The sequence below is a fragment of the Halorussus halophilus genome (assembly GCF_008831545.1).
Classification (GTDB): domain Archaea; phylum Halobacteriota; class Halobacteria; order Halobacteriales; family Haladaptataceae; genus Halorussus; species Halorussus halophilus.
The window spans coordinates 2,155,648-2,173,046 of the sequence record NZ_CP044523.1; the positions used below are offsets into that span (position 1 = coordinate 2,155,648).

Annotated in this window: 13 protein-coding genes and 2 tRNA genes; 14 read left to right on the forward strand and 1 reads right to left on the reverse strand. The window is 61.5% G+C overall.

The window, feature by feature from the left end:
- Window positions 1-130: 130 nt before the first annotated feature.
- The 6 genes from F7R90_RS10690 (at window position 131) to F7R90_RS10715 (ending at window position 6,357) form a co-directional block, all read left to right on the forward strand.
- The gene (locus F7R90_RS10690; RefSeq protein ID WP_158057433.1) at window positions 131-1,762 is read left to right on the forward strand and encodes a type II/IV secretion system ATPase subunit; all 1,632 of its coding nucleotides are present in this window, start codon (window positions 131-133) and stop codon (window positions 1,760-1,762) included.
- Window positions 1,762-3,930: a type II secretion system F family protein gene (locus F7R90_RS10695; RefSeq protein WP_158057434.1), complete on the forward strand. Its 2,169-nt coding sequence runs from the start codon at window positions 1,762-1,764 to the stop codon at window positions 3,928-3,930. Before F7R90_RS10690 ends, F7R90_RS10695 begins: the two co-directional genes overlap by 1 nt.
- A gap of 48 nt (window positions 3,931-3,978) precedes the next feature.
- Window positions 3,979-4,293, forward strand: coding sequence for a hypothetical protein (locus tag F7R90_RS10700; RefSeq protein WP_158057435.1), 315 nt, complete (start codon window positions 3,979-3,981; stop codon window positions 4,291-4,293).
- A 49-nt stretch (window positions 4,294-4,342) separates the two neighbouring features.
- Window positions 4,343-5,002 (forward strand): class I SAM-dependent methyltransferase, encoded by a 660-nt coding sequence (locus F7R90_RS10705; RefSeq protein WP_158057436.1) that lies wholly within the window; start codon window positions 4,343-4,345, stop codon window positions 5,000-5,002.
- A gap of 111 nt (window positions 5,003-5,113) precedes the next feature.
- Window positions 5,114-5,184 (forward strand) — tRNA-Gly (locus tag F7R90_RS10710).
- Between the two features lie 171 nt (window positions 5,185-5,355).
- Entirely contained in the window at window positions 5,356-6,357 is a 1,002-nt protein-coding gene (locus F7R90_RS10715; protein WP_158057437.1) for a glycosyltransferase family 4 protein, read from the forward strand.
- Here F7R90_RS10715 and F7R90_RS10720 read toward each other — a convergent pair.
- A complete protein-coding gene (locus tag F7R90_RS10720; protein ID WP_225741143.1) occupies window positions 6,354-8,750 on the reverse strand; it encodes a DUF2298 domain-containing protein in 2,397 nt (798 codons plus the stop codon). The genes F7R90_RS10715 and F7R90_RS10720 overlap by 4 nt on opposite strands.
- Window positions 8,751-8,918: 168 nt before the next feature.
- On the opposite strand from F7R90_RS10720, the gene F7R90_RS10725 reads away from it, so the two are divergent.
- The 8 genes from F7R90_RS10725 to F7R90_RS10760 all read left to right on the forward strand — a co-directional run bounded on the left by F7R90_RS10725 (window position 8,919) and on the right by F7R90_RS10760 (window position 17,352).
- Window positions 8,919-8,993, forward strand: a tRNA-Met gene (locus F7R90_RS10725).
- Between the two features lie 422 nt (window positions 8,994-9,415).
- On the forward strand, window positions 9,416-10,111 hold the full coding sequence (locus F7R90_RS10730) for a type 1 glutamine amidotransferase domain-containing protein (RefSeq protein WP_158058897.1): 696 nt from the start codon (window positions 9,416-9,418) through the stop codon (window positions 10,109-10,111).
- A gap of 51 nt (window positions 10,112-10,162) precedes the next feature.
- A complete protein-coding gene (locus F7R90_RS10735; protein ID WP_158057438.1) occupies window positions 10,163-10,438 on the forward strand; it encodes a hypothetical protein in 276 nt (91 codons plus the stop codon).
- 222 nt (window positions 10,439-10,660) lie between these two features.
- The gene (locus tag F7R90_RS10740; protein ID WP_192498280.1) at window positions 10,661-12,697 is read left to right on the forward strand and encodes an ABC transporter substrate-binding protein; all 2,037 of its coding nucleotides are present in this window, start codon (window positions 10,661-10,663) and stop codon (window positions 12,695-12,697) included.
- Between the two features lie 201 nt (window positions 12,698-12,898).
- On the forward strand, window positions 12,899-13,906 hold the full coding sequence (locus F7R90_RS10745) for an ABC transporter permease (RefSeq protein WP_225741144.1): 1,008 nt from the start codon (window positions 12,899-12,901) through the stop codon (window positions 13,904-13,906).
- Window positions 13,906-14,865: an ABC transporter permease gene (locus tag F7R90_RS10750; RefSeq protein WP_225741145.1), complete on the forward strand. Its 960-nt coding sequence runs from the start codon at window positions 13,906-13,908 to the stop codon at window positions 14,863-14,865. Before F7R90_RS10745 ends, F7R90_RS10750 begins: the two co-directional genes overlap by 1 nt.
- Window position 14,866: 1 nt before the next feature.
- Complete coding sequence (locus F7R90_RS10755; RefSeq protein WP_158057440.1) at window positions 14,867-16,012, forward strand: ABC transporter ATP-binding protein; 1,146 nt, start codon at window positions 14,867-14,869, stop codon at window positions 16,010-16,012.
- Complete coding sequence (locus tag F7R90_RS10760; RefSeq protein ID WP_158057441.1) at window positions 15,988-17,352, forward strand: ABC transporter ATP-binding protein; 1,365 nt, start codon at window positions 15,988-15,990, stop codon at window positions 17,350-17,352. Before F7R90_RS10755 ends, F7R90_RS10760 begins: the two co-directional genes overlap by 25 nt.
- Window positions 17,353-17,399: the final 47 nt, after the last annotated feature.

Below are 17,399 nucleotides of genomic sequence, written 5' to 3' on the forward strand. Positions count from 1 at the left end.
CGTACACGGCCGTACGGTCCCGCACGGTATGAACGTAACGCTGGCCGACACTGTGACCATCGACCGTTGATTTAAGTGCCCCCGATTCGACGTGTCGTTTGAACTACTGCGGCGACACGTACACAGACCGATGACAGAGTGGACCACCGACGACGTGCGGGTTCGAATTCGAGAGTTCCAGCGGACGCTCAAGCGCACCGCGGAGGTACTCGGTGGGACGCCCGTCGATACAGGGAACTACGACCCGGGCGAGCACGGGCTACTCGTGTCGTTCTCGGGCATCGACGGCTACGAGGAAATCGAGCGGTACTGGGTGAACGCCCCCTTCGCGTTCGTCTCCGTCAACTACGACGACGAGGAGAACGAACACCGGTATCACGTCGTCGAACCCGACCTCGACGACCTCGAAACCGACCTGCTCGCGCGACTGTTCGAGGACCTTCGAGACTCGCTCATCCATCGGCGCGACTCCGCGGAGGAGGCCGCCGCCGAGGCGCTGAAAGAAGAGTTGGAAGAACTGCTCTCGGTGTACGGCGTCGAAGTGGACGCCGCGAGTTTCTATCGGTTGTTCTACTACCTCCACCGGTCGTTCAGCGGGTTCGGAAAGCTCGACCCACTGATGTCGGACCCGCACATCGAGGACGTGTCCTGCGACGGCTACGACCTGCCAATCTTCGTCTACCACGACGAGTACACCGACATCGAGACGAACATCGTCTACGGGCAAGACGAGTTGGACAACCTCGTCGTGCGACTCGCACAACAGTCCGGCCAGCACGTCAGCATCGGCGACCCCGTGGTCGAGGCGACCCTACCGGATGGGTCGCGCGCCGAACTCGCGCTCGGGGAAGAAGTCACCCCGCGAGGCTCTGCGTTCACCATCCGGAAGTACGCCGACGAACCCTTCACTCCTGTGGACCTCGTGGACTACGGCACCTTCTCGCTGGACCAGATGGCGTACCTCTGGTTGGCCATCGAGAGCAACAAGTCGCTGTTGTTCGCTGGCGGGACTGCCTCTGGCAAGACCACGTCGATGAACGCCATCTCGATGTTCATCCCGCCGCGCTCGAAGGTGCTGACCATCGAGGACACCCGCGAACTCGCGCTCTACCACGACAACTGGCTCTCGTCGGTCACCAGAGAGCGGCGGGGCGAAGGCGCGGACATCACGATGTACGACCTCCTGCGCTCTGCACTCCGCCACCGCCCCGAGTACATCGTCGTCGGTGAGGTGCGTGGCCAAGAAGCGATGACGCTCTTTCAGGCGATGAACACGGGCCACACGACGTACTCGACCATGCACGCAGACAGCGTCCAGACGGTCATCAACCGCCTCGAAAACAAGCCCATCGAGGTGCCGCGAGCGATGATTCAGAGTCTCGACGTGCTCTGTGTGCAGACGTTGACCCACGTCGGCGACGAGCGGGTGCGCCGGAACAAAGTCGTCGCCGAAATCGAGGGCATCGACCAGCGAACCGGCGACTTGGACTACTCGACGACGTTCTCGTGGAAGGCCAATCGAGACGAGTTCCGGCAGAACGACAGCCACGTGCTGGACGAGATTCAGGACGAACGCGGGTGGTCCCGAGGCGAACTCCTCGGCGAACTCCGGAACCGGAAGCGAGTGTTGAAGTTCCTCTCTGAGCAGGGCGTCACCGACTACAAGCGGTTCACCGCGATGGTCAACGAGTACTACGCGCACCCCGAGCGCGTGCTGGACAGTATCGGCACCGAGACAGAAGTCGCCGTCGGACCCGACTGATGTTCGAGTACGTCCCGCTGGTAGCGGTCGGTCTCGTGTGGCTCTCGATAGGCGTCGCGGCCATCGACCGGCGCGTGAACCGGGTCGTGACGCGCGTCGCGCTCACGCTGTTCGGTGGCTACGTCACGGACAACGGTCGCCGCCGCGCGCGGAGACAGCGACTGTTGCAGTCGGTCCACGTCGCAGAGACGTATCGGATGTACGCCGCGAAGACCGTGCTGTACGCGGCGATTGCGGCAGTAACTGGGAGCGTCATCGGGGTCTACCTCGTCGGGGCCGGATTGGCCGTGATTTCTATCTCGTCCGAGACGGTTCGCGCGACGCTCCCGAGTCAACTCGGCCCGCTCGCGACCGTCTTCGGCGACCCGAACCTCAGCGTCGGCCAGTTGTTCGCGCTCCTGTTGGCGAGTAGCGCGACCGTCGGTCTCGGGGCGGGCACACTCACCTACTGGATTCGCTGGGAGAACCTCTCCTATCGAGCGAACACCCGCGAGCGCCAGATAGACGAGAGTCTGGCGCGCACGGTCGCGTTCGTCTACGCCCTCTCGCGCAGTGGCATGGCGTTCCCCGAAATCATGCGGACGCTGGCGCGTAATCAGGACGTGTACGGCGAGGCCGCCGCGGAGGTCGCGGTCGCGGTGAAGTCGATGGACATCGCGGGACTGGACATGCTGTCGGCCATCGAGCGCCTCGGCGAGCAGACGCCCAGCGAGAAGTTCGAGGAGTTCTCGGACAACCTCGCCAGCGTCCTCCGGAGCGGCCAGAGCGTCCCCAGCTATCTCGCCGACCAGTACGACCGGTTCCAACAGGAGGCCGAGGACCAACAGGAGTCGTTCCTCGAACTGCTGGCGACGCTAGCAGAAGCGTACGTCTCGGTGTTCGTCGTCGCGCCGCTGCTGTTCATCACGATTCTGGTCATCATGGGCCTGATGGGCTTGGGCAACACGCTCACGCTGTTGCAGGTCATCACGTACTTCGCCATCCCGCTCGCGAACGTGGGGTTCGTGGTTTACCTCGACAGCATCACCGAATCGCTCGCTGCGACCCGCGGGAGTCGGGACGTACAGAGCGTCGTCGGCGTCCTCGCGGACCTTCGGGGGACTGACGACCCGACCAGCGAGCGGGTCGGCGACGAACGACCGACGCTGTCGGCGTTGGGCGTGGTCGAGAACGAAGTTCGGAGCGACGGTGGCACCACGACCGACACCACCACGACTGCGAAGACCACCGCCACCGACAACTTCGAGCGACTCGCGGCCTTCGAGCGAATCTGGTGGTTCCGAAAGGCACTCTCGGACCCGATTCACACCATCCGCGACAATCCGGTGTACGTACTGTACGCGACGATTCCGCTGGGGTTGCTCTCGGTTCTGCTCCGGTCGTGGCCACACCTTGCGGCCGGGACGCTGACCGCGCGCGTCGTGGACGACTTCGTGGTGCAGGCTGGACTGGTCGTCGTCGGCAGTTTCGCACTCGTGCAGGAAATTCACCGCCGTCGCCTCTCGGCCATCGAACGGGCGGTGCCGGACTTCCTCGACCGACTCGCCAGCGTCAACGAGGCGGGGATGTCTATCGTCGAGAGTCTGGGACGCGTTCGAAAGGGCGACTTGGGCGCGCTCGACGTGGAAGTCGAGCGCATCTGGGCGGACCTGCGCTGGGGAGCGGACGCCGAAACCGCACTCTACCGGTTCGAAGACCGCATCGACACGCCCATCATCACGCGGATGGTCTCGCTCATCGCCAACGCGATGCGGGCCAGCGGCGACCTCGCGCCGGTCTTGCGAATCGCGGCCGAAGAGGCCCAAGACACCCGACGACTGAAGCGCAAGCGTCGCCAAGAGATGGTGACCTACCTCGTCATCATCTACCTCTCGTTCTTCGTCTTCCTCGTCATCGTCGCGGCGCTGAACAGCATCCTCATACCGAACCTCCCGACCGGTGCGAGCGCGCCCGACTCGGGAGCGATTGGCGGTCGTGGGCCGCTCTCGTCCATCGCCAGCGTGAACCCCGACGCGTACACGCTCCTGTTCTTCCACACCGCACTGGTTCAGGCGCTGTTCTCGGGACTCGTCGCCGGACAGATGGGCGAACAGAGCGTCAAAAACGGGGCGAAACACGCGACGGCGATGCTCGCTATCGCGTACGTCGTCTTCCTCCTGTTGCCCTAATCTGCGGATAGACGACCGACTTATTCGCGTTCGAGCGCTACAGAGCGTATGCCGATAGACGCACGGCACTTCGAACGTGGAGTGGAGCGAGGCTCTATCGAACGGGAAATAGTTCGATTTCTCCACGCGAACGACGAGCGCGCATACGACGTGTACGAGGTTACAACCGCTGTCATGGGCGACGATTGGTGCGAGGCAGACCCGGGCGAGTCGTTCGAATCGGAACTGTCTGTCGAGCAAATCCTCGACGTGGCGACGGTGAAGAGCATCCTCGAACGGCTCGTCCACAACGGCGGTGCCGAGCGACGAGTCGTGGACGCGGAGCGTGGTAAACGGCCGTTCTACCGCGCCGTCGTGACGTGACGACTCGGAGATGGCAGACGTTTTGTCGGGACGACACCGAAGACGACGCATGGACGAGAACGCCGACGCCACCGAGCGCCGCGAGATACGGGCGACCTACGACCGCATCGCGGCCCACTTCTCCTCGACCCGCGAGTACGCGTGGCCGGAAGTCGAGCAGTTTCTGGACGGCGTGTCGGGGGGCGGAGTCGCGCTGGACCTCGGCTGTGGCAACGGCCGCCACGCCGAACTGCTCGCGCAGAACGCCGCCAGAGTCGTCGGCGTAGACGCGAGCCGAGGACTGCTCGAAGAGGCCGACAGCCGAGCGACCGAGCGTGCGTTCGACGTTGACCTCCTGCAAGCCGACGCCGCGCGACTCCCGCTGCAAGCGGAGAGTATCGGCGTGGCGGTGTACGTCGCTACGCTCCACCACCTGCCCACGAGGGAAGCCAGAGTCGGAAGCTTAGACGAATTGGCCCGCGTTCTGACACCTGAAGGCCGTGCGCTGGTCAGCGCGTGGAGTACCGCGCACGACAAGTTCGACCAAACTGAGGGCTTCGATACAGAGGTAGACTGGACCCTGCCCGGCGGCGAGACGGTCCCGCGGTTCTATCACATCTACGCGCCAGACGAGTTCGAGGAAGATATCGAGGCCAGCGACCTCGAATTCGTAGAGTTCGAGATTTCGAGCGGCAACTGCTACGCACAAGTGCGCGCCGCGAAACAGTAAGGCCCTTAATGCAGGGACGTGAAGGTGGAGACAGGTTCGACGTGCGCCGGTGGTGAGCAAATCCGAAGGATTTGCGAACCTCGGGGCGCGAGCGAACGAAGTGAGCGAAGCGCGCCGGTGGTCTAGTGGTATGACTATGGCCTTCCAAGCCATCGACCCGGGTTCAATTCCCGGTCGGCGCACTCCCAACGGTCGCACCCCGACCGACGTTCACCTCGCCAACTCGATGAACTCCCGGTCGGCGCATTTCTACCGCGAACAAGCTACGAGTAGCGAAGCTATGCTCGTCCACATTTCCGTTGCCACCTAACCAACAGATTCAACTCCGCTTGCTCGGTTGACAGACTCAAGTGATGAAGGTGAGCCACTACTTCGAGTGGGAGTCGGCCATCACGGGCGGGCACCACCAGTCGGTCCAGAACCAGCGCAAGATACTGGAAGAACGCGGCATCGACTACACTACCGACCCCACGACGGACGCTGACCTGCTCCACCTCAACAACATGGGGCCTCGCTCGGTGTTCTACGCCGCGAAGGCTCGCCGGAACGACGTTCCTGTCTTGGTTCACGCCCACCAGACGGCCGAGGACTTCGAGGAGAGTTTTGCGTTCTCGAACGTGTTGGCGAAGCCACTGAAACCGTACCTTCGGCGGGCCTACTCGCTGGCGGACCACCTCGTCTGCCCGTCTGAGCATACGAAGGCGGTGATGGAAGGCTACACCGACACACCGAAGACCGTCGTCAGCAACGGCTTCGACGCCGAGAAATTGGACGGCTTCGAGTCACTGCGCCAAGAGTATCTGGAGCGGTACGACCTTGACCCGCCGGTCGTGTTCAACGTCGCACACGTCATCGAGCGCAAAGGCCTGCGGAGTTTCGTCGAGACCGCCCGTCGAATGCCCGACACCGACTTCGTCTGGTTCGGCTACCTCAACCCGACCGGCAACGACGGCGTCTTCGACCGACTGCTCACGAGTTCGAAAGTCGAGGAACTGGTCGAGAACGCACCCCAAAACTGCACCTTCACCGGCTACGTCGAGGACATCCGCGGCGCGTTCGCGGCCGGAGACGTGTTCTTCTTCCCGACGAAGAACGAGAACGAGGGGATGGCCCTGTTGGAAGCGATGTCGTGTGGAACACCGCCCGTGATTCGAAACATCGACACGTACCACTGGCTGGAGGACGGTCGTCACTGCCTGAAGGCTGAGGGAAGCTTCGAAGAAGAACTACTGAAACTCATCGAGGACGAACAGCGACGACGCGAGTTGGGAGAGACTGCCGAGCAGAAGAGCCGCGAATTTCGGTTGGCGAACGTTGGCGACGAACTCGTCGAACTGTATCAGCGTCTCGTCTAGCTTAGCTCCGACTGGTGGACGCGATAGACCACGACGTTGCCACTCCGGAACGCCTCCTCGATGCCTTGGTACTTCGAGAAGTCCAAGTTGCTGTTGGCGTACCGGTCGCGGGCCTCCGGACCGACGTAGACGTACTGCACGTCGTACTTCTGCAGCATCTCGGCGCGGGTTCCCTCCGTACCGGTGTAGACGAGGTTCACGTCCTCCACGCGGTAGCGGACCGTCTCGTCGCCCCGATAGATGTTCTCGTGATTGACCCACCCGACGACAGTTGGAATGCCGGTCAACGAGGACGCCGGACTCGACCACGAGTAGGGCGACAGTCCGGGCGGTGAGACGATGTGTGGCTGTCCGCCATCCGCCTGTTCCTGGATGTAGTCGATCGCCTCGCCCTCGTGGGGGTGGAACGTCTCGACGAACGCCGTCGAGTCGAGTGTCGGGTCGTCCGTGCGGTGGATGGGGCTGTCGGAGGTGAAGTGTTCGGTCAGCGCGAGTCCGGCGAACCCGGACGAACTGGCGACGAGGACGACTGCCAGTGCGGCCATCAGGTCCGAACGCGTGAGGCCTAGTGAGGGAATCGTCCACTCGGCAGGACCAGTTCGACTGACGAGCGTGGCCAACGCGCCTCCGGCGGCGACGCCCCACAGCACCCAAACCTGCATGTACACCTTGAACACCGTGTTCATGCGCCCGCCTGCCGCGTTGTCGTGAATGTAGACGAGTTCGACCAGCGTCACGAGTCCTGCGCCGCCGACGAGTAGAACCGTCTCGTAGCCACAATCTGCGTCCGTCCGGAGAAGGAGCCATCCCACTACGAGCAGGGGAACGACGAGTGCAAGCACGGCGAAATCGACGACCCACGCCACCACGGCGAGGAGTGCCGCGAGTAGCGCGAAGCGTGCAGGCCGAACGTTTAGGGTCTCGCGTGCGCGCGGCCAAAGGAACAGGGTGAAGATGACGAGGAAGACGCCGTGAACCATGAGCAACGCCACCGCGCTGGAAGGCTTCGGGAAGAACGCGATGCTCCGACTGCTCGCCGACTGGAGCAGGATGCCGAAGATGAACGGCGCGATAACTGCGACGGCGAGTGCAGCTACGGCAGCTGCGGCCGCGAACGCACCGACAATTCGGCGTCCCTCCGCTCGAAGCACCGTCGCAGGAGCGCCGCCGTCCGTGACCGGGGTCTCTGTCTTCGTCCCCGAAACGCCCGGAAACAGCGACAGTGGGTCCGCAGGCGCGAACAGCACCGCGAGCCAGAAGACGCCGAGTCCGGTCGGGAGACTCCAGACGTTGACGAAACTCAACAAGCCGACGGTCGGCGGAATCGCACCGAAGGCGAGCAGTCGCCGTCTGGTGAGCGCCTCGGGAGGGGTCTGGTAGTAGGCGAACCCGAGTGCGGCCACCAACAAGAGGAACGGCGTGCTGAGCATGTGAGCGTGGAGATCACCGTTGAGAAACGCGAATATCGGGAACTCGTTTATCGTCTGGGGGATGACTCGACTCGGTGCCCAGTAGCCAAACTCCGAGAGTCCCTCGCGGATGAGTTCGCCGGAGTGGGCCTCGCTGAGCGTGGCGGCGACCCAGTTGGCGAGGCCACTTGCCAGCGAGTCGGGGAGGAGCCAAATCAGCCCCGTCACCGCGACGACGAGATTCCCACCGAGTCCGACGAAGAAGCCACCGAGCGCGCCGCCGACGCGGTGGGACGCCCCGCGTGCGTCCGCCAGCGCACCAGCGAGTCCGTAGGCGGCCGTGACGAGCGTCGCGTAGAAGCCGGAGAGTGCGAGGTTGTACGCGAATCGCGGGTCGGTACCAGTCAACTGCGCGAGGGTCGCCGAGAGGAAGTGACCGCCGTAGTAGTACAGCAAGTGTTCGCCAGCGAACCACATGTCCTGTGGCGGTAGTGCTTCGGCGCGCAACAGCGACGTGAAGATGCCGTAGTCGAGGAACTTCTCGCCACCGGGGGCGTTGACTGCGGGGTCAACTGAGCGAATGGCGACGAGCAGGCAGAACGCGAGAGCGAACACGGTTGTAGTTTCCGCGTACGCGCGTGGACTGAACTCAATGTCGTCTGACTCCGCAGTGTCGTCCGACGCTTCGTCTGGAAGGAACGTCCGGTCGCTCCAAATCAGGAAAAGCGACAGCGCGGCGACCACGGCGACGGAGGCGAACGCCGTCGCACGAGAGAAGGCGACGTGGCCGACCCAGTAGTAGACGGTCCCGACGAGGACCAACGTGACGGGGAGCGCGAACGCCGCACCCCGGTCGGGAAACCGGGGGAAGAGGCGGGCCGCGAGCGGTAAGCCGACGAGCGCGAGAACCTGAAACGCGAGGAACCAGAGCAGGACGAGCGCGTACTCCATCGCATGATAGACGAGCGACGAACCGATAAACATCTTGGGGTTTGTCGCGCTGTAGCCCGGAGTTAACTGCTCTCTACGAGGATACGTGGAGCGACAGGAGCGTTCGACGTGCAGGTCGAATTTGGGCGAGAATAACGATACTAATCCGCATACGGCACTCGAATCAGAACCCTTATCAGTTGGTCGGCGTTACGAAGTAGTAGCGGGATGGGATAGCCAGGAGATTCCGGCGGGCTCATAACCCGCAGATCGGTAGTTCAAATCTACCTCCCGCTATTTTTCAGAAATCAACCGACGAGAACCGAGTGTAACGAGGTTCGAGGAGCGGATTTCTGAAAATCTCTAGAGAGGATTTGAACCCAGCAAGTCGCACGCCCGCGGAACAGGATGAGCAGGGACGTCTTGCTCAGGTTCAAATCTACCTCCCGCTACTTCGTTCGGAATTCAATTCGTGAGTGAGGAGCGTAGCGACGAGCGAACGCTGAATTCCGGAGAATAGTTCGAGCAGATTTGAATGAGGCAGGACGCGCGCAGCGAAGCGAGCACGTCCTGACGTGGTTCAAATCTACCTCCCGCTATGTTTTTGCTGGACTCACTTCACTAACGAGGCGTTTCATCGCCGAGTCAACGCGAACCGTTCTCCGGCGAGTCGTACCCCTGCGCGTAGTTTTATTGAAATTCGTACGGTACTACCGATGATGACACGCGCACTGTTCGTCGTCAGCCAAGAAGGCTACTGGGGAGAGGAATGTACCGACCCGCTGGAAACACTCACCGACGCTGGCGTCGATATCGACGTCGCGACACCGACCGGAGACGAACCGGTCGTAGACGAGCGGTCTATCGACCCCGACAACGTCGGCGAGGAGACGGCCGAGCACGTCACAGAGGTTCACGAGAGCGACGACCGACTCCAAAATCCGATGCCGATAGCCGACGCAGACGCCGGGGAGTACGACGCAGTCGTCTTCCCCGGTGGTCACGGCACTGAGTGGGACGTCAACCAAGACAAACACGCCCGCGAGTTGTTGCGGTCGGTCGTCGAACGCGACGACGGTGGAAAGGCGCTGGTCGTTTGCCACGCAGTCGGACTGCTCGCGTTCACCCGCGACGAGAGCGGCGAGTTGCTCGTCGCCGGGAGAGACGTGACCGGCTTCCCCAACGACTGGGAAGAGGGCATCGTGGACGACCGCGACCTGATGCCCGACGGTCGGAAGCTACCGTACTGGGTCGAAGACGAGGTGAAAGCCGCAGGTGGGAACTGGGACGCAGAACTCGACGCCGAGACGAGTGTTACAGTCGATGGCGACCTCGTTACAGCGCGGGGTCCCGCATCCTCCCACGAGGGTGCGACGACGCTGTTGGAGCAGTTGGGCGTGGAACGTCCCGCCTAATCGGACGACTTATCAGGTTCTCGTTCTACGTCCGGGGTGAGGTCGAACAACGTGTTACAGACTCGCGGTGTTCTCGCCATCATGGCCGGGATGATAATGACTGGCGGACTGATCGCAGCGCGGATGGACCGACGCATCGAGGCCGCGTGGATAATGGCCGGTGGCTTCGCCGTCGCGTCGCTCTGGTCGATAATGAGTATCTTTTGGGCACAGACCCACGCGAGCGTACTGACGCCGAAGCTCTGGATTTCGGTCGCAGCGATGGCAGTCGCCGCCACAGTGTACTACGGGTTTCTCGGGATGACTGGCGAGGGGTTCGGCGGATAGTCGCTTCTTCGAAAAGCGACCTGACGGCGGACCACCACTCCTCCTTCGAGAACAGATTTCCGCTCGAAATTTTTGAATCCCGGTCGATAAGCAGTCGTTACCGACGAGGATACCATCCTGAACAAAGATGAAAAATGGGCTGTTACCATGCGTAACGTGCCCATATTGTGTAATTGCTTGCCAATCAACAGATTTAAATATGCGTTGGACTACCACATTGGTATGCCAGACCGGCGCAACCGATCGGATGACACGGCAAAAGGTCGACGCAACTTCCTGAAGGCGAGCGGTGCTGGTGCAGTTGCACTCTCTCTTGCTGGCTGTAGTGGCGGCGGAAACCAAGATACCACAACCAGTGACGAGACGACCAGCGGAGACGGTACGACGACCGAAGACGTCAACACAGTCGAAGAAGGAAACGCTGAACGTGGCGGTACGTTCACGTACGGACTGCCCGAGAAACCGGACACCCCGAACGTCCTCATGTCGAGTTCGGTGTACGGCGCACTTCCACTGTGGCGCATCTACGAGACTGGTGCGACCCTCGAACCGGTCAACTTCGAGGTCAAACCGTGGGTGTTCACGGACTGGAAAGTCGAGAACGCCGACAGTGCAGACTCGAAACCCGACGTTTACTTCAACGTCCGAGAAGGTCTGAAGTGGAACGACGGAGAGGACTTCACGAAAGAGGACGTGAAGTTCACGTACCAGTATCTCATCGACAACGAGCCGGGGCAGTACGCTTCGGCCATCGGTCCGATGGAGAGCATCAGTGAAGCGTCCAACGACTGGGACTTCCACCTGAAGCTCACTCAGCCCGTCTCCACGTTCGAACTGGACCAGTTCGGTCTCCCGCTACTCCCCAAGCACAAGTGGGAGGGTAAGAACTACAAGCAGTACGAGCCGACGAAGAACGATGGTCCTGTCGGACTCGGCCCGGGTCGGCTGACGAAGTACCAGCCCGACACGGCGATTCAGATTACGTTCGACCACGACAACTACTACGACACACTCTCGCAGCTACAGTGGCGCAAAGACCACAAGCAGATCCTCGCGGGCGGTCCGTTCCTCGAAAAGCTGAACTTCAAGGTGTACGGTAGCCAGACTGCGATGACCCAGGCGTTCATGCAGGGCGACATCGACACCCACTACGGCTCGATGAAGACCTCGAAGATTCCGGACGTCAAGAAGGCAGAGGGCAAGAGCCTCGTCAAAGGCTACGACAGCGGGTTCTCCTACTTCGGATTCAACCTCCGTCGCAAGCCACTCGACGACGTCGCACTCCGACAGGCAATGAGTATGCTGTTCGACGACTACTACTGGGTCGAACAGCTCATGGGCGGCTACGTCATCGAAGGCGACTACGCCCAATCGCCCGGTTACGCCGGTGTCCGACCCGAGAAGGTGTTCGGCGGCGAACTATCGACCGACCCCGCCACGGAAGCGTTCTCCTACCGTGGCAACGACGACGGGACGCCGAAGATCGAGACTATCCGCAAGTTCCTGACCGACGGGAGCGTCATCGACGGGTCGCAGGGCACCTTCGCCGGGAAAGACTTCCCCGGTACGCTCTCGGGCGTCAAGGCGAGTCAGTCCGAAGCGAAGCACGAGTACAGCTTCGGTCCGGTGAAGACCTCGTTCCTCAAGAACAAGGAACACGCCGACAAGGAGCTTCGCGTCAACGGGAAGACCATCCCGGAGATCATGGACGGCGACCCGCTCGTGATGTTCATCGACCCGCCGAAGGACACGCCGAAGGAGGCCAAGGCCATCAAGCGATGGACCAAGCACCTCCAGACGCTCGGCATTCCGATCAAGACCCAGGCTGTGGACTTCAACACGATGGTCGCGAAGGTCTACGTCGAGGAAGACTTCGACATCTACCCGATGGGCTGGGGCGGCACCGGTCCGTTCGGGAGTTCGCTCTACGCGTTCTTCCACTCCTCGCAGGCCGACGACCTCTCGGACGGCAACGAAGACAGCCAGCTGTACAACTCGCCGGGATACGGCCTCCACGGCGGCAGTTCCGACGAACTGCTCTCGACGGCCCGAACCACGATGGACCCCAAGGAGCGTAACACGGCCACGGCGAAGGCAATCGAGAAGATCTACCTCGACTGCCCGTACATGCTGATGGACTACTCCAAGCAGCGCTGGCCGGTCAACAGTTCGAAGTTCGCTGGCTTCGTCGAGAACATCGTCGACCCGGCGTACGCGTACTTCGGCACGGAAATCAACAACATCCACCTGAAGCAGTAACGGACACCGGAGTGGTTTCGGAGTCGTTTCCGCTGCGTCTTCCTTTTTCCTGCAGGGAGTTTGGCCGGGCAGTAGCCCTGCCGAGGGAGATGTAAGCCGGTATGGAATCACCACATTGATAACGAACGTCTACCATAAATGGCACGTATCTAGTAGAGGCGCTATGGTAACTAGTAAACAACTAACACGAGAAGTAATACTATGACGCGAATCAGCGCACGATATCTGGCCAAGCGAGTGGTCGTCTCGTACTTGACCCTACTGGTCATCATGTCGCTGCTGTTCGTCCTCATCCGGAGCATGCCGGGGTCGTTCATCCAGTCGATGATAACCCCGGACCTCGACCCGGCTGACATCCAGCGACTACGGGAGACCTGGGGTCTCAACGAACCACTGTGGCAGCAGTACGTCGATTTCATGACGAACTACCAGACGGGGAACTTCGGTCGGTCCCCGACTGAGAAAGAGCCAGTGTGGGACATCATCGCACGACGGTTCCCACGAACGCTCGTCCTGTTCGGAGCCATCTTCATCTCGGGATATATCATCGGCCCCATCATGGGGATGTACCTCGGTTGGTGGCGGGGCACGACGAGAGACAAGGCCATCTTCAGCGGGAGTCTGCTGGCGTACTCGATGCCGGTGTTCTGGATCTCGTGGTTGTTCATCTGGGCCTTCAACTACAAGCTCGGCTGGCTTCCGAGTAGTTTCATGTTCACGAAGTTCCCGACGGAAGTCTACGGACCGGGATTCGAGTGGACTGCGGTGACGCTCATAACTGACCTACTCAAACACCTCGCGCTACCGCTCATCAGCACGGTGTTCGTCGGTTGGGTGGGTTCGATGCTCATCATGCGCCCGTCGATGAACAACGTCACGAGCGAGGACTACGTGTTCCTCGCGCAAGCGAAGGGCCTCAGCGAGCGGACAGTCATGATGAAACACGCGGCACGGAACGCGCTGATTCCGGTGGCGACGCAAGCTATCGTCGGACTCGCGTTCCTGCTTGACGGGAGCGTCATCATCGAGAACGTGTTCAGTTGGCCGGGGCTCGGCGACGTCATCGTCGGAGCCGTCCTGTCACGTGACTATCCGATTACGCAGGCGGCGTTCTTCATGCTCGCCGTCCTCATCATCGTGATGCGACTGGTGACGGACATCGTCTACACGTATCTCGACCCGCGCATCAAGTTCGGAGGTGACTCCTAATGTCGACGCAATCTGAAAACGCCTCGCAAGTGGACTCGCTAAAAGAACGGTGGCGGCCTCGCATCGAGCGAGTTCGCCGTGGTTGGGACCGATACACCGAACACAGTATGGGTATCGTCGGTCTCATCATCCTGTTCATCTTCAGTCTCTGGGCACTGTTCCCGTCGTGGTTCGCGCCGCACTCGCTGAACTGGGTCGCGTTCCTCGGCGAAGAGCCGGGACGGCTGACGGGCGAACAGGTCCAACAACTGCCCTATCCACCTGCTTTCGGCGACCCGTTCTTCGCACCGCTCGGGACGAACTCGTCCGGCGAGGGCATCCTGACCCTGCTGGTCTACTCGGCGCGCGACGCGATGTACATCGGACTCGCAGCAGGTATCCTGTCGAGTCTCGTCGGCGTTCCGCTGGGACTCATCAGTGGCTTCTACGGCGACACGTGGATAGACGAGACTATCCAGCGTATCGTCGACGTGATGTACGGCCTGCCGTTCCTGCCGTTCCTCATCGTGCTGGTCGCCATCCGCGGCATCAGCACGACGAACATCATCATCGGCATCGCCGTGACCTCGTGGCTCAACAACTGCATCCTCATCCGCGGCGAGACGCTCTCGCTGAAAGAGCGCGCCTACGTTGACTCTGCGAAGGTCGCGGGCGCGAGCGACACGCGAATCGTGTTCCGGCACATCATGCCGAACGTCGTGCCGCTGGCGTTCGTCTATCTCGCACAGGACGCGGCGGCGGCGATTCTCGCCCAAGCATCGCTCGCATACCTCGGGTTGGCCGACTTCACGGCGAACTCGTGGGGACTGATGCTCCAGAACATCCAATCTGAAGGGTACGTCTTCGAGGCCTCGTGGTGGCTCATCCCACCGGGCATCTGCATCATGCTCATCGCGGCCGCGTTCTACTTCATCGGCTTCTCGATGGAGGACGTGACGAACCCACAGGAGGACGGCTAATATGGCACTATTCGAAGTCAACGACCTCTCGGTTCGATACGACGCTGGCGACGCGCAAGTTCACGCCGTCGATGGCGTCAGTTTCAGCGTCGATCCCGGCGAGACGTTCGGCCTCGTCGGCGAATCTGGCTGCGGGAAGACGACCCTCGGCAAGTCACTGCTCCACCTGCTCGACTCGAACGGCTACGTCGAGAGTGGCGAAGTCTGGTTCGACGGAACGCTCCCGCGCTGGGAGGACGAGAACGGCAACGCCCGCCGGGAGATAATCGACGACGACCAGTACCCCGTCCGTAGCGACGGGATGACCGACATCACCGAACTCGACGACCAAGACATTCGAGACATTCGCTGGCGCAACATCGCGCTCATCCCACAGAGTGCGATGAACGCGCTCAACCCGGTCTACAGAGTCGGCGACCAGATTACGGAAGCGATTCTCCGCCACGAGCCAATGACGACGGAAGAGGAAGCCGACGCACGGGCTCGGGACCTGCTCGAACGAGTGGGCATCGAACCGGAGCGGGCGGACGACTACGCCCACGAGTACTCCGGCGGGATGAAACAGCGTGCAGTCATCGCCATGGCGATGGCGTGCAATCCGGACCTGCTTATCGCCGACGAACCGACGACTGCGCTGGACGTCATCATCCAAGACCGCATCCTCGACGAAATCGAGGCACTACAGGAAGAGTTCGGCGTCTCCATCCTCGTCATCAGCCACGACATCAGCGTCATGGCCGAGATTTGCGACAAACTCGGCGTGATGTACGGCGGCAAGATGATGGAGAGCGGTCCGAAGGAAGAAGTGCTGGAGAACTCGGCGAACCCCTACACGCTCGGGCTGAAGAACTCGTTCCCGACGGTCAAACAGGAACAGAAGCGACTCGTCTCGATTCCGGGGTCACCGCCGACGCTACTCGACCCGGACTCGGGTTGTCGGTTCGCCGACCGATGTCCGTTCGTCACCGACGAATGTCACACCGCACACCCGCCGATGTTCGACGTCGACTCGGCCGAGCGTGGGACGCGCAGTGAATCGTCCGACCGGATGGAGCATCGCTCGGCGTGTTACCAGATCGACGACCTCGAACAGATGCGAACTGACGCTGTCAAGGAGGAAATATGGACGGAAACGCAGACACACTGATCGAAGTCGAGAACGTCAGCAAGTGGTTCGACATGTCTCAAGGTGTCGTCGATAGGCTGATGGGTCGGGAACCGACGCCCGTGCAGGCAGTCAACGACGTGAGCCTCGACATCAACAAGGGCGACATCATGGGTATCGCGGGCGAGTCCGGCTGTGGGAAGACCACGCTGGGGAAACTGCTCGTCCAACTCCACCAACCGACCGACGGGACGATTCGATTCGACGGCAACGACGTCACGAACCTCACGAAGGAGGAAGAGCGCGAGTTCCGCCAGCGGGTCCAGATGATCTTTCAGGACCCCTTCGAGAGCTTGAACCCGCGCATGACGGTGTTCCAGTCGGTCATCGAACCGCTTCGCATCAACGAGATGTACAGCGGCTACAACGAGCGCCGCGAGCGCGTCATCGAGGTACTCAACGAAGTCGGTCTCTCACCGGCCGAGGCGTACCTCAACGAGTTCCCGAAGGAACTCTCCGGTGGCGAACGCCAGCGAGTCGCAATCGCGCGTGCACTCGTCGTAGACCCGGACTTCGTCGTCTGTGACGAACCGGTGTCGATGCTCGACGTGTCGATTCGTGCCGGTGTGTTGAACCTGATGAAGGAGTTGCAGAAGGAGTACGGACTCACGTACGTCTTCATCAGTCACGACCTCTCGCTCATTCGGTACATGTGCGACCGCACCGCTATCATGTACCTCGGCGACGTCATCGAACAGGGGCCGACTTCAGAAGTGGTCGAGAATCCCCAGCACCCCTACACGGAGGCGCTATTCGACGCGGTGCCGGAGATCGACCCACACGCAGACCGTCACCGTGCGAACGTGACCGGCGAGGTGCCGAACCCGCGGAACCCGCCGTCAGGGTGTCGGTTCCACCCGCGTTGTTCGAAGATCATCCCGCCTGCGGACTGGACTGGAAGTCAGTCCGCGTTCCGCAGAGCGTTCCAGTTCAAACGGGGCGTCCAAATTGGCGACATCACCGGCGAAGAAGTCGACGCAGACGTGGACTCCTCGCCGAACCGCGCGGTCGCAGAGTTGCTCGAACACACGCTCTCGTTGGAAGTTCCCGAGGAACACCGCGCAGAGAGCGAGACTGGCGTCACCGTCGATGTCGGGCGACTCGACATTCCGCAAAGCGCCCAGGACAAACTCGAAGAGGCTGCGAAAAAGCTCCTCAACGGCGACAGGGAAGCGGCGTTGGAGACGCTCGACGGCGAGTTCCAGACCGTCTGCGCAGAGCAACATCCCGACCTCCGCGAGACGGCCGAACAGATCGCCGCGTGTCACCTCTACGAAGAGACCGTGGACGCGGAACCCGCTGCACCGAAGGCCGACGACTGACACACCGTCGGAACACTTTTCTGTGAAGATTTTGATATTTCGGGGGA

What these genes read in the sequence shown, in the direction of transcription:
- F7R90_RS10760 (WP_158057441.1), top strand. Translation starts at nt 15,988, where the DNA reads ATGGACGGAAACGCAGACACACTGATCGAAGTCGAGAACGTCAGCAAG.
- F7R90_RS10700 (WP_158057435.1), top strand. Translation starts at nt 3,979, where the DNA reads ATGCCGATAGACGCACGGCACTTCGAACGTGGAGTGGAGCGAGGCTCT.
- F7R90_RS10690 (WP_158057433.1), top strand. Translation starts at nt 131, where the DNA reads ATGACAGAGTGGACCACCGACGACGTGCGGGTTCGAATTCGAGAGTTC.
- F7R90_RS10715 (WP_158057437.1), top strand. Translation starts at nt 5,356, where the DNA reads ATGAAGGTGAGCCACTACTTCGAGTGGGAGTCGGCCATCACGGGCGGG.
- F7R90_RS10730 (WP_158058897.1), top strand. Translation starts at nt 9,416, where the DNA reads ATGACACGCGCACTGTTCGTCGTCAGCCAAGAAGGCTACTGGGGAGAG.
- F7R90_RS10745 (WP_225741144.1), top strand. Translation starts at nt 12,899, where the DNA reads ATGACGCGAATCAGCGCACGATATCTGGCCAAGCGAGTGGTCGTCTCG.
- F7R90_RS10755 (WP_158057440.1), top strand. Translation starts at nt 14,867, where the DNA reads ATGGCACTATTCGAAGTCAACGACCTCTCGGTTCGATACGACGCTGGC.
- F7R90_RS10705 (WP_158057436.1), top strand. Translation starts at nt 4,343, where the DNA reads ATGGACGAGAACGCCGACGCCACCGAGCGCCGCGAGATACGGGCGACC.
- F7R90_RS10720 (WP_225741143.1), bottom strand. Translation starts at nt 8,750, where the DNA reads ATGTTTATCGGTTCGTCGCTCGTCTATCATGCGATGGAGTACGCGCTC.
- F7R90_RS10695 (WP_158057434.1), top strand. Translation starts at nt 1,762, where the DNA reads ATGTTCGAGTACGTCCCGCTGGTAGCGGTCGGTCTCGTGTGGCTCTCG.
- F7R90_RS10740 (WP_192498280.1), top strand. Translation starts at nt 10,661, where the DNA reads ATGCCAGACCGGCGCAACCGATCGGATGACACGGCAAAAGGTCGACGC.
- F7R90_RS10750 (WP_225741145.1), top strand. Translation starts at nt 13,906, where the DNA reads ATGTCGACGCAATCTGAAAACGCCTCGCAAGTGGACTCGCTAAAAGAA.